Consider the following 13,083-nt stretch of genomic DNA (forward strand, 5'->3'; position numbering starts at 1 on the left):
CTATTCGCGATCTTGGGCGGTGGAACGGCGGCGCACCAGGACAAGTCCGCCGATTCCCGCCGCCACCACGACGGCCGCCGCGATGCCGATGATCACTCCGGTGGAGCTGGAGCCGCCGCTGGACGCCTTGGTCTCGCCGGTGGCGGGCTTGGCCGACCACCAGCTCCAGTAGCCGTCCTGGCCCCAGATGTTCCCGTTCGAGGCGGGCATGGCCGTGATCGACTTGATCTGGTCGGTGCGGTAGGCCTCGACCGAGTTCGGGTACGCGAGGACGTTCATGTAGCCGGAGTCGTACAGCCAGGACTGCATGTCCTTGACGATGGCCGTGCGCTTGGCCGGGTCGTACTCGCGGATCTGCTGGTTGTAGAGGCCGTCGAACTTCTTGCTGCAGATGAAGTTGTCGGTGAGCCCGACGTCCTTCGGCGTGTTCGGCAGCGCGTCGCACGTGTGCAGGGCGAGGACGAGGTCCGGGTCGGGGTTGACCGACCAGCCGTCGAAGGCGATGTCGTACTCGCCGGCCACCCAGGGGTCGCCGACATTGTCGAGGCAGGTCGTCTTGGTCTTGATGCCGAGCTCGCCCCACCACTCCTCGAGGTACTTCGACGCGGCCTTGTCCTTCGGGTCGGTGGCGTGGCACATCAGCCGGAGGGTGATCGGCTTGCCGTCCTTGCCGAGGCGCTGGCCGCCCTTCTCCTTGTAGCCGGCCTTGGTGAGGAGGCTCGCGGCCTGCTTCTTGTCGTAATCGATCTTCTGGTCTGCGGCCGGCTTCCAGAAGTAGTCCTCGTACCGGGGCGGCAGATAGCCCTCGCCCTCGACGCCGTGCCCCTGGAGCACCTTGTCGACGATCGTCTTGCGGTCGACGGCGTGGAAGAGCGCCTTGCGGAAGTCGGCGTCGAGGAGCGCCTTGTTGCCGTTGCCGAACTTCTTGCCGTTCTTGGCCTTCGCGCCCGGGTTGGTGGCCAGGGCCCAGAAGCGCTTGCCGGCGGCGTCGTTCACCTTGATGTTGTCGGCGCCTTCGAGGGCGGTCGCCTGGGCCGGGGTGAGGTCGGGTACGAAGGAGACCTCGCCCTTCTTCAGGGCGGAGACGGCGGCGTCGTTGTCCTTGTAGAAGCGGAAGACGAGCTCGTCGAAGGCCGGGGCGCCGCGCCAGAACTTCTTGTTCGGCTTGAACTTCACGTACTCGTCGGTCTTGTAGTCGGTCAGGACGAAGGGCCCGTTGCCGACGATGGGGAAGTCCTTGTCGTTGGTGAACTCGGCGATGTTCTTCACCTTCGACCAGATGTGCTTGGGCACGATCGGCACGTCGAGGGCGAGCATGGTCGCCTGCGGCTTCTTCAGCTTGATGACGAGGGTCTCGTCATCGGGGGCTGTCACCTTGTCGAAGTTGGTGACGAAGCTGCCGTTGGCGGTCTTCGCGCCGTCGTCGGTCATCATCTTGTTGAACGTCCAGGCCGCGTCCTCGGCGGTGACGGGCTTGCCGTCACTCCACTCCGAGTTGTCGCGGATGGTGTACGTCCAGGTGAGCTTGTCGGGCGAGGACTTCCACTTGGTGGCGAGGGCCGGAAGGACCTTGGAGGGGTCCTTCGGGTCGTAGTTGGTGGGGAACTCGTACATCAGCCGCATCATGTTCGTCGCCGAGAGCCGGGTGGCGGTGAACGGGTTGAGCGTGTCGACGCTCTGCGCGATGGCGACGGTGAGGGTGTCTTTGCCGCCCTTGCCGTCGGGGGTGGCGTCGGTGCCGTCCGCGCCGGTCGCGGCGGCGGATGCGGGGATGGCGATGAGCCCGATGAGCAGGAGGCCGATCGCGGCCGCGGCGGCCGCGAGCCCGCGGGTGAGGCGGGTCGGGCGGCCGGTTTCCGGATGCTGCATGGCACCTCGCAGAGTGGGGTCGACAGGCGTGACGTAGCTCACGTGACGTGTGGTGATCGCCTGTGTCTACTTCTGCTGTGGGTGCGCTGTCAACGACTCCCGCCCGGCTTGTCCGTACCCGAAACAGGAATGAGGCCCGCCGCTTCAGGGGAGGCGGCGGGCCTCATTGGTTGTGCCAATGGCGGGGCGTCAGCGGGGCTGCTGTCCGGGTGGGCCGGGGTAGCCGTAGCCGGGGCCGGGCTGGCCTGGCTGACCGGGCTGCGCCGGGTAGCCGCCGGGCTGGGCGCCGCCGGGCTGCGGCATCTGCTGGCCCGGCATCGGCGGGGCCACCTGCGGCGGCGGCTGGCGGCCATCGCCCGTCCACAGGCCCTGCATCTGCTGCGCCCGCGCGAAGTCCTCCGCGATCATCGCGGCGAGCTCGAAGTACGCCTCCCGCGCCTTCGGCCGCATCATGTCGAGATCCAGCTCCGCACCCGCGGACAGATGCTCGTCGAACGGCACCACCTGCACCCCGCGGCAGCGCGTCTGGAAGTGCGCCACGATGTCATCGATCTTGATCATCTTGGAGGTGTCGCGTACGCCGGAGATGACGGTGATCGACCGCGAGACCAGATCCCCGTACCCGTGGGCGGACAGCCAGTCGAGGGTGGTGGAGGCGCTGGACGCGCCGTCGACGGAGGGGGTGGCGACGATGATCAGCTGGTCGGCGAGGTCGAGCACGCCGCGCATCGCGCTGTAGAGCAGGCCCGTACCCGAGTCGGTGAGGATGATCGGGTACTGCTGGCCGAGCATGTCGATGACGCGTCGGTAGTCCTCGTCATTGAAGGTGGTGGAGATCGCCGGGTCGACGTCGTTGGCGAGGATCTCCAGCCCCGACGGCGCCTGCGAGGTGAAGCGCCGGATGTCCATGTAGCTGCTCAGGTACGGGATCGCCGTGACCAGGTCGCGGATCGTCGCCCCCGTCTCGCGGCGCACCCGGCGCCCGAGCGTGCCGGCGTCCGGGTTGGCGTCGATGGCGATGACCTTGTCCTGCCGCTCGGTCGCGAGTGTCGCGCCGAGCGCGGTGGTCGTCGTGGTCTTGCCGACGCCGCCCTTGAGCGAGATGACCGCGATCCGGTAGCAGGACAGGACGGGCGTACGCACGAGCGCGAGCTTGCGCTGCCGCTCTTCCTCGGCCGCCTTCCCTCCGATCTTGAAGCGAGAGAGACCGGCCTTCTGCTGCTTCTTGCCGGCCTTGTGCTTGTCCTGGAGGAGCTGGTCGGAGGAGAGCTCGACGGCGGCGGTGTAGCCCAGGGGGGTGTTCATTTGGGGGGCTTGGGGTGGGGCTGGGTGCTGCTGCTGGGAGGGGGGTGTGGTGTCGGGCCAGCCGGTGGCGGCGCCGGCGCCTTCGGCGCCGGGTGCTCCGGGGCTGCTGGGCGTGCCGGGGGCTCCGGGCGTGCCCGGGACGCCAGGTGCACCGGGAGTCCCGTAGGGCGCGGGTGCTCCAGGGGCGGCCGGGGGCGGCGGCGTGGGCGTCTGCGGGTAGCCGTACGCCGAGCCGCCGGCGGGCGCGGCCCGACCGGTGGGCGGGACAGGGGCGCCGGGCGCGCCAGGTGTGCCGGGCTGGGCCGGGGCGCCGGGGAGCTCGGGGCGTGCGGGCGGCTGAGGGCCGGACGCGGGTGGGGCCGACGGGGTCGAGTGCGGCGAGTGCGGCGACTGCGGGAAGTTCTGCTGCGGCAGGCTCTGCTGCTGCTCGTCCGAGCCGGGTCCGGCCGTGGGCGATCCGGCCGCCGGCGATCCGGGAGTCTGGGCTCCGGGTACCTGCGCGCCGGGCGCGAACGGCGCGCCGGGCCCCGCAGCGGGTGCGCTGGGTGCGGCGAGCGTCCAGCCGGGCGGCGGCGCGGCGGCCGACGGCGGCGTGGCCGCGGGCCCGTTGCTGTCCGACGGGTCGCCGGGACCGGCCGGCGGCGCCGCGGGGCTGCCACCGTCGGCGAGCGTCCAGCCCGGCGGGGCGGCGGCGGGCGAGGGCGGGGTGGCGGCTCCGGAGTACGGACCGGCGCTGCCGGACGCACTCGGGGAACCGGCTCCGGAGTATGGACCGGCGTTGCCGGGCGCACCGGCGCTTCCGCTCGCGGGGTACGGGCTGGGCTGGCCGGACGAGTCGGTGGCGCCGGGGTACGGACTGGCCTGGCCAGACGGGTCAGCGGCTCCGGGGCCGGGATACGGGCTGGCCTGGCCGGATGGGGCAGCGGGGCCTGGGTACGGGCTGGCCTGGCCGGACGCTTCCGGGGAACCGGCTCCGGAGTACGGACCGGCGTTGCCGGACGCACCAGCGCTTCCGCTCCCGGGGTACGGGCTGGCCTGGCCGGACGGATCGGCGGCGCCGGGTCCGGGGTACGGGCTGGCCTGGCTGGGCGCGCCAGCAGCTCCGCTCGGGGAGTACGGGCCCGCGTCGCCGGACGCGCCAGCGGCAGTGCCCGGGTACGGGTGCCCGGCGCTGCCTGAGGGATCCCCGGCGCCGGGGCTCGCGTCACCGCTGCCCGCTGCGCCGGTGACTCCGGGCGGCGGGGCCATCGGGGGCACGGGCGGAACGGCGGGCGGCACGGGCGGCGGTGCCCACGGCAGCGACGACGGTCCGCCTGCGGGCGGTGCGCTTCCCGGCGGCCCAGCGGCGGGCGGCGCAGTCGGAGGCGTGGCCGCCCCCTGCTCCGTGCGCTGCTCAGGCGGCGATTGCGGCGCGGTGGGCGACTGCCACGGCGTACCCGACGCCGGGAACTGCGGCGGCAGCGGCGGCAGTCCGGAGTCCTGCGCGGGCGCGGGCGAGGGCGTGTGCCACGGCGTGCCGCCTCCGGCGGCGGAGTCGTAAGGGGTGCCGGCGGCGGGAGGCGTGTCCTGCACGTCGAGCGACGGCACCGCGTCGGCGGGCTCGTCGTCGACGTACGCGCTGGGCACGGCGTCGTTCACCTCGGCGGCGGCCATGGTGTCCCGGGGGTCGGGAGCGCCGGTGCCTGCGCCTGCGGCGGGCGCGTCATCCACGTCCTGGTCGCCATCCGCGGCGTCCGCGATCTCCTGGCGGAGGGCGGCGGGCGAGAAGCGCATGGTCGCGGCGCTCACGAGGCCGCCGTCGGGGATGTCTTCGTCGTCTTCGTCGTCGGTGCGATACGCGGTGCCCGCGTCGTCGTTCGTGCTGCCGGTTCCGTATGTCGCGTCCACGCTGTCGGTGCGATACGGGTCGGCTGCGCTGTCGTCACCGAACGCGTTGTTTGCGTCGTCGACGCTGTACGCGTCGCCTGCGGCGGCGTCGGTGTCGTCCTCCTCGACAGCGTCATCTGTTCCGTACGCGTCGTCGCGGACTAGCGAGTTGACCTCCGCGGCGTCGGTGTCGTCGTCCGGGGCAGCAGCAGTGGGATCGGCGGCGTCGGTGTCCGCGTCGGAGCCGGCCTCCAGCCCGGTGGGCAGCGTGCCACCCAGCAGCATCGTGCCCATCTCGAGCGGGCGGTCGTCGGCGGAGGCGTGGTCGGCGGAGGCGTCGTCGGCCCCGTCGTCCTCCTCGTCCGCGGCGGCCGCGAACTGGATCACGTCAGCGTCGCCTTCCGCACCCGCGTCGTCGTCCGCGCCGGTCTCATCGCCCGTGCTGTCCCGGTCGTACGCGTCCGTCTCGACGTCCGCGCCGTCGTCGTACGCGTCCGCCTCGACGTCCGCGCCGGTCTCGACGTCCGCGCCGGTCTCGACGTCCGCGCCGGTCTCGACGTCCGCGCCGGTCTCGGCATCCATCTCGGCATCCGGGCCAGCGTCTGCATCCCCCTCGACACCCTCGGCGTCGTCCTCGCCGGCGTCGCTCTCCGAACCCGCGACCGGCTCCGTCCAGGACTCCGCTTCGTCTACGTCCTCAGCGTCCGAGTCACTCGCGTCGACGACGCCCTCGTCGTCGTCAGCGCCCTCGTCCTTCGCGTCCGCCTCAGCAAGCTCGCGCAGCACCGTGCGGCCGACGAAGGACTCATCGTCCGCATCCTCCGCGCCCGCCGAAGCCTCCGCATCGACCTCGCTCTGCGCGTCCGGCGCGTCCGGCGCGTCCAGCCCGTCCGGCCCCTCCGGCCCGTCCACCGCCAAACCCGCAGCCTCTCCGGCCTCCGCCGCCTCGTCCCCAGTCTCCACCGCCCAAGACTCAGCCCCCCGCTGCCCCGGCAGCGCCAGCGGGTCGAAGGACAGGCCGGGAGGCCCCGCCGCCGTAAAGCCGTTCGGGAGCGGCGGGATGCCGGAGGGTGAGGACGGGGTCTCGCTGGGCGGCGGGGACGCCGCGGGGGCCGGGCCGGGGTCGACGGCGGCCGCGTCGTCGCGTGTGTACCAGGCGGCAGGCGCGTAGTCGGTGCTGAACTCGCCCGAAGGGGCGTTCCGCTCCGACTCCTCCTCGTCGGGGCTGGTCCGGCCCGCGCCGATTTGGTCCCGATCGCTGTTCACTGTGCCTCCCGTGTTACGTACCGTCAGCCCGATACCGCGCCCCGTCGCGCCCCCGCGGCGCTTCCGCACCAAGGCATCGGGCATGCTGCGGTGCCACGCGCGTACTCACCCTAAACGGCCGAACGTGGGCACCGACAGGGCGGCCACCCCCTGCACCCATCGCACCCCGCGCCGCGCATCTCTCCTCATGGACGCGGGATCACCGCTCCGCGGTTCGATCTCAGCCCTATCGAGGTCAGTCGTACACCTCGTGGCGGCGGCACCGCCTCAGTCCAGCCGCCGCGGGTTCCCCAGCAGCCCGGACTCCGCATCCGTCGGATACGTGGCCGCATACCGCCCGCCCCGCCGCGTGCACCACAGTGTCACGCCATCGCCCAGCGTGGGCAGCGCCTCCACATCCCGCGGGGCCAGCTGCATGGTCCGGCCGAGCTCCTGAGCCTCCTCGGGCGCCACCCGCTGCACCCCCACCAGCGAGGCCCGGCGCAGCAGCCGCGCCGCCGCCGGACTCAGATAGGGCACGAGCGTGAGCAACGACTGCCAGCTGCCCGCGGCAACCTGGCCACGCGGCGGGCGCGTGCCACAGTCCCGTACGACAAGCACCGGACTGACGGCCGTGGGCCCCAGCGCGGGCACCCGGCCGACCTCATGCAGCGTCATGCCCTGCTGCCCGACGCCGGCCGCCCGGATGAGATTCGTCCACTGATCGGCACGCCCGGTCTCCACGGCCACCCGCATCCCCGTCGCAGCCGCGCGCAGCGCCAGCACCTCCGCCGTCCACAGACTGCCGATCAGCAGCACCTCATAGGGCGACGGATGACACAGGGATACCAACTGCGGGCGCCCTTCCGCGTCGCTCCCGACGACCACGCCGTCATCGCCCATGGGCAGCGACAACGCGGACAGGTGCTCCACAGGCAGCGAATGTCCCGCGCGCCGCGGCCCACGCAGTCCCTGCATGACGCCCATGCCGCCGCTCCCTCCACCGGCCATCAGCGCGTACCTCCCATGGGAAGCGTGGCGAGCACACCCATGAGCTGCTCACGGTCCAGCCGCACCAAGGAAACCTTGGCGCCGCGCGCAGCCCGCTCCAGCAGCTGCCGCGCCCCGCTGAGCTCCCGCTCGCCCAGCGCCGTCACCCGCAGATGCCCATGTATGGATACGGACCGGTGATGCCGTGTCCGTCCCATGGTCAGGCTCACCGTCGTCGTGAGCGTCGGGATGGCGGTCAGCTGGGACACCACCCGCGGCAGCGGCGCCGCCCCGCGCCCCAGCGCAGGCCACCGCCCCACCGCATACGAGGCATGCCACCGGTCGTCACACAGCCAGGCCCGCGCCCGCTCCTGCGTACGCCGCGGTGGCAACTGCCCCTGCGGCCCCGGCCGCACGGGCGTGGCCGCAGCCTCCGGATGCGCACCGGCCGACGCGGACAATGAATTGAGCAACTCTTCCTCATCGAGCACCGTCGCCCTGAACCCGGCCCCGGTCACCCGACTGGCGACATGATCAGCCGCCCGCACCAGACACTTCTGCGCCCCTTCAAGCCCACCACCCCGCGCCTTCACAGCCTCCCGGCACAGCTCGGGATCGAGCTTCAGCGCCACCCAGGTCACCCGCAGCCCCGGCGCAGACCCGGCCTGGGCCTGCAACGGGCCATAGCTGTTCCGCGCCGCGGAGTGCTCGGGCAGATAGGACGCGGGCGCAGCCTGCACATGCTGCACAACCTGCACCGACTCAAGCACTATCCCGTCCACGTCCAGTGCGTCGGCCAGCGCGTCGAGCGGTAGCGCCCGCGCCCCATAGGCCGGCCGCAACGCATCCGCGCCGGCCTCTACCCGCACCACGGCGGTGAGGAAGGACCCATCCCCGACCATCCCGACGGTCCGCCGCTTCTTGTCCACATAGGCGTACGACACAACGCCCGGAGCGCTCTCCGCCACCGGCGCCAGCCGCGGATCGACGGGCCGCGTCAACGGCGCCGCCGCCACCCGCCGCCGCGCCCGAAAGGCCAGAACGGTCGAAACCCAGTCGAGTATCGACCGCTGCCGCCTCCGCAGCAGGGCCAGCAACCCGAGCCCGATGGCCACAACGGCCGCTGGCACCAGCCACAACTCATCAACGGAAGCCGCCAGCACCAGCACGGCCAGCGCAAGCTCAATAAGCACCAACTGCGGCAACCGCAGCGGCCCGAGCCGATTCCCACGCGATACCACGCGGAGCGTGGTGGAAGCGGGCGCGGGGGTCGAAGCCGGGCGAGGCGCGGCCACAGGCCCTCGCGCTCCGCGGCCTGCACGGCCGGGTGCGGCGGTGACCCCCGTATTCACGGCATTCATCGCGTGGCTGCCCCCCTTGGGCCGGCCCGTAATAATGCCTGCGGGCAACGGCGTTGACCGGATCGATAACCCTAGCCGAGCGACGAAGTCGACCGGCAACAGGCATAGTAGGGGGCCGGTCCGACAATCGCGCCGCGGGAACCGTCAATCTCACGCACGCACATGGTCAGTACGGGGAAGGGCTTTTCGCAGTCATGGCATCTCGGCGGGACGAGCTCAACGCCTATACGTTCGCCAAGCGTCGGCTCATCAGCCAGTTCCTGCAGCCGACTTCGACGGGCACCGAGGAAGGCGCGCCCCAGCCGCTGCGGGCCGTCTGGCCGGGCGCGGTGATGGCCATCGTAATCCTCGCGGCCTTCGGCGCGTGGGGAATGTTCAAGCCGACGGCGCCCAAGGACTGGGACACGGCCGAGGAGAAAGTGATCGTCGCCGACAAGTCGACGACTCGCTATGTCGTCCTGAAGCCGGAGCGCAAGGGCGGCAAACCCGTGCTGCACCCCGTCCTCAACCTCGCCTCCGCCAAACTCCTCCTCACTCCTGACAAGGGCGAGGTGGTGAAGGTCAAGGAATCCGTCATCGACGGGAGCGACCTGCCCCACGGCGCGACGATCGGCATCCCGTATGCCCCCGACCGGCTTCCGGAGGCGGACGACGCGGGCGAGGCGAAGCGCTGGGCAGTGTGTGAACGTCCGGCCCAGGGCAATCGCTCCGTACAGAAGGCCGCATTCGTCCTCGCCGAACGCGACCGCGCCGAGGTGGACGGCAAGGGCAGGCTCCGTGCCAAGGATGTCCTCTACGTCCAGGGCCCGGACGACAAGGACTATGTGGTCGACCACCGCGGCACGAAGTACCCCGTCGACGGCTCCCACGAACTGCTCATCCGCAGCGTCGTCAACGCGGGCGCAAAGCCGCAGCGGGTCTCCGCGCAGTGGCTGAACACCCTCCACACCGGCGACGAGATCGGCTTCCCGGAGGTGCCGGGCCTCGGCAGGCCGGCCAGGATCGACGACCTGGACCTGTCCCTGAACACCATCGGTACCATCCTGGAGGCCCGGGCGGGTGGCCACAACGAGCGCTACATCGTCCTGCGCGACCGAGTCGCCCCCATCTCCGACTTCGCCTCGAACCTCATCCTGAGCGCCGACGACGAAGTCCAGCCCAGCGGCGAGCCGGAGAAGGTCACACCGGGCGCTTTCACCCCGACCGGGTCCGACTTCGACGCGGGCTTCGACTGGCCGAAGGCCATCACCGAGGGCGCGAACTCCGCCGAGGTGGCCGCGGGCAGCCGCAACACCGTCTGCAATGTCCTGCGCAATGTGGACGAGTCGGACCCCCGCCGTACGACCCTCAGCACCTGGGTGGGCGAGCGCTACCCGATCAGCCTCCCGGCCGGCTCCACGAGCGCCTACGTCACCCCCGGCACCGGCCTCCTCTATCGCCAGGTCACCGGCACCTCCGCCAAGGCGGGAGCGACCTTCCTGGTCACGGACACCGGCCTGCGCTACGCCCTGCAGTCCAACGGCGACAGCACCGGCGCCGACCCCGGTGCGGGCACCAGCGAGAAGGAGCAGGAGCAGGCCATGCGGGAGACGAGGGACGCCCAGACCCGCCTCGGCTACGGAGACGTGAAGCCGGCCATCGTCCCGCTCGCGTGGTCGGAGTTCCTCCCGACGGGCCCACGTCTGTCGACATCCGACGCCCGGCAGCCGCAGGGGTCGTGACGATGGCGGCGAGGGTGTTTTCACGGGCGGCCGTCGCGACCGCGGCACTGGCGGTCCTGGTGGTACCGGGACCGGTATCAGGGCCGCTATCCGGACCGGTGCCAGGACCGCCACCAGCCCACGCCCAGTCTCCGGACCAGGACCCGGGCACCGGCAACTGCAGCTTCCCGTCTAAGCCCTACGAGGGCCGCCCCTGGTCGCTGCAGCGCGTCCTGCTCGACGAACTCTGGGACGCCTCGGAGAACCCGAAGACGGGGACCCGTGAGGGCGCCGGCATCAAAGTCGCGGTCATCGACACCGGCGTGAACACCCAGAACCCCCAGCTGACGGACGCGGTGGAGGCGAAGCTGGGCGAAAATCTCATCCCGAAGAAGCCGGAGAAGAACGAGAACGGCGGCGCCGACCCGCGCGGCAACGCCCGCGGCACGACGGACACCGTCGGCCACGGCACCAAGGTCGCCGGCATCATCGCGGCCCGCCCGCTGAAGGGCACGGGTTTTGTGGGTCTGGCCCCTCGCGCCACGATCATCCCGATCAAACAGAACGACTCCAACGGCAGCGGCACGGCTCTGACACTCGCCGAAGCGATCACCAGTGCGGTGGCAAAGGGTGCGAAGGTCATCAACATCTCCCAGGACACGGCACAGGCCCTGGGTCCCAACTCGGCGCTGCAGCAGGCCGTATCGAACGCGATCCGCCGGAACGTGGTCATCGTCGCCTCGGCCGGAAACGACGGCGTGGCAGGCAACGAAAAGATCACCTACCCGGCCTCGTACGAGGGCGTACTGGCAGTAGCCGCATCGGACCGCAACAACGAGCGTGCACCCTTCTCGCAGTCCGGCGACTTCGTGGGCATAGCGGCCCCCGGCGTCGACATGATCTCCACGGTCCCCCGCAAGGGCCACTGCGCCGACAACGGCACCAGCTTCTCGGCCCCGTACGTGGCAGGCGTCGCGGCTCTGCTCCGCGCCAAGCACCCGGACTGGAAACCCCATGAGGTCATCGCCCAACTGCAACAGACGGCGGAACGCACCATCGCCGGCCATGACGAGCGGGTCGGGTGGGGCGTGGTGGACCCGATACGAGCCCTGACGGAAGACGACGAACGCCCGCAGGCTCCCTCGGAGCGCGGCGGGCTGGAACAGGCCGAACGCCCACGAGCGGCCACCCTTCGCTTCGGCGAGACGACACAGGAGCGCAATGAGCGGCTGGGCACGTACGCGGTCGTAGGCGGCGGCGTATTGGTGGCAGTGATCGCGGGCGCGGCGGTGGTCCAGCGGGACCGGAGGCGGAGGCAGGGAGCGGGGAACTGAGGTGAGCCCTTCCCGTACCTTCCCGAGATCGATATGGCCGTGCTCCGGCATCGCCTGAGAGGGAACCGTCAATCTGAGTACTTTTGCTCAGTGGCCAACACCGTCACCCCTTATAGGTTTTGGCACGCGAGCAACACCAAGGTAGAGCAGGGCAAGCGAAGGCGATCGGGCTGGAAGAGTTGGCTCCGGTTAAGGTTCGAAGATCTCCCCTAGCGACTTGACCGCGGCACGGCCAGGGCTGTTGCAGTTCGGTGACATGATGCCAACGCACCTGTCTCGAATTCGCAGTTGGAAATTCGACACGCTGTGGCTACAGTGTCACCGCACGCAACTAGTGTGCTGCAGGGGGATAGTTGAGACGCGGAGTGGGAGGGGGTGACCGTGGCGGCTTCGGCGGCGGACCTCGCGCGATCGAAGAAGGCGCTCGAGACCTTTCGGGGCGCGATCATGGACATCGTTACGGACCTTGAGGGCTCGGCGGCGTCCAAGTCCAAGATCGAGAGCCAGGATATTGCCCGCGCCTCCCTGAGCGCGCAGAACGCGACGTTTGCCGAGGCGGACGCGCTGTTCAGCACGTACCGAGAAGTGCATTCGGCGCTGGCGAACCTGTCTCAAGGGCTGTCCGACCAGATCGCGATGCTGAGCATCGCGATCCTGGCCGCTGACGGCAACTATGACGCGATTGACGAGGAGACCCGGCAGCGCTTCTGGGCCATTCATGCCAAGCAGCAGAACCTGTGGGATGAGGCCCAGGCCAAGCGGCAGTCCGACAAGCGGGCCAATCTCTAACGGAGGATTCGGAGCATGGCCAAGAGCAACGACCCGCAGCCGCCCGAGCCGCTTCAGAAAGAAGCTCCCACGGCCCTCCCGCACGCCTCCGTGGCGCTGCGGGACGTGCCGTTCGGTATCCCCTGGTTCGGCACGCCGCAGCGGGGCGGGCAGACTGACTTTGAGCAATACGGGCTCAACGAGATGGTCGAAATGGTCGAGAACGCCAACCCTGCTGATCTGGAGGCCGCGGGGGAGAGGCTCTATCAGGCGGCCCGGAAGATCCAGGACGCCGCGATCGAGCTCTACCGGAGCAAGAAGCCCATTGGCGGCGAGGCGACTTGGGCCGGGCTGGGCGCGGAGTCGGCGCGAACGTACACCGAAAAGCTCATCGCACACACCGAGAAGATCGCCAACTTCGCCTCCGCCGCTGGCACCCAACTCAAGGCGGCGGGTGAGGGCTTGGCTTCCGTGAAGAACGCCATGCCCGAGAAGGATTACGGGGTCCAGAACCTCCACCGCTCCGACCGCCAGCAAGGCACCAAGGTGGCCGAGGAGGCCCTCGAGAAGGAACGGCAGAAGCGCCAGGAAGCCGTCATCCAGATGAACAAGCTGGCTTCCCACTATCAGGTGGCATCAGAGGGG

General features: G+C 70.6%; 7 protein-coding genes. 3 read left to right on the forward strand and 4 right to left on the reverse strand.

Translation table 11 applies throughout. The features are described 5' to 3' along the window. From ACNNMR_RS32850 to eccE, 4 genes are all read right to left on the reverse strand, one after another. Entirely contained in the window at positions 1-1,869 is a 1,869-nt protein-coding gene (locus ACNNMR_RS32850) for an ABC transporter substrate-binding protein (RefSeq protein ID WP_419998327.1), read from the reverse strand. A 189-nt stretch (positions 1,870-2,058) separates the two neighbouring features. Continuing rightward, positions 2,059-6,306 carry an SCO5717 family growth-regulating ATPase gene (locus ACNNMR_RS32855; protein WP_419998328.1) on the reverse strand — a complete coding sequence of 1,416 codons (4,248 nt, stop codon included), beginning with the start codon at positions 6,304-6,306 and terminating at the stop codon, positions 2,059-2,061. Positions 6,307-6,573: 267 nt separating this feature from the next. Continuing rightward, a complete protein-coding gene (locus ACNNMR_RS32860; protein ID WP_419998329.1) occupies positions 6,574-7,272 on the reverse strand; it encodes a hypothetical protein in 699 nt (232 codons plus the stop codon). 23 nt (positions 7,273-7,295) lie between these two features. Continuing rightward, on the reverse strand, positions 7,296-8,636 hold the full coding sequence (gene eccE / locus ACNNMR_RS32865; RefSeq protein ID WP_419998330.1) for a type VII secretion protein EccE: 1,341 nt from the start codon (positions 8,634-8,636) through the stop codon (positions 7,296-7,298). 194 nt (positions 8,637-8,830) lie between these two features. On the opposite strand from eccE, the gene eccB reads away from it, so the two are divergent. The 3 genes from eccB to ACNNMR_RS32880 all read left to right on the forward strand — a co-directional run bounded on the left by eccB (position 8,831) and on the right by ACNNMR_RS32880 (position 12,459). Further along, complete coding sequence (gene eccB / locus ACNNMR_RS32870) at positions 8,831-10,357, forward strand: type VII secretion protein EccB (protein ID WP_419998331.1); 1,527 nt, start codon at positions 8,831-8,833, stop codon at positions 10,355-10,357. A 2-nt stretch (positions 10,358-10,359) separates the two neighbouring features. Continuing rightward, positions 10,360-11,670 carry a type VII secretion-associated serine protease mycosin gene (mycP, locus tag ACNNMR_RS32875; RefSeq protein WP_419998332.1) on the forward strand — a complete coding sequence of 437 codons (1,311 nt, stop codon included), beginning with the start codon at positions 10,360-10,362 and terminating at the stop codon, positions 11,668-11,670. A gap of 375 nt (positions 11,671-12,045) precedes the next feature. Beyond that, positions 12,046-12,459 carry a hypothetical protein gene (locus tag ACNNMR_RS32880; RefSeq protein ID WP_419998333.1) on the forward strand — a complete coding sequence of 138 codons (414 nt, stop codon included), beginning with the start codon at positions 12,046-12,048 and terminating at the stop codon, positions 12,457-12,459. Positions 12,460-13,083 lie beyond the last annotated feature (624 nt).

Source organism: Streptomyces boninensis (assembly GCF_048572725.1).
Lineage (GTDB): Bacteria > Actinomycetota > Actinomycetes > Streptomycetales > Streptomycetaceae > Streptomyces > Streptomyces boninensis.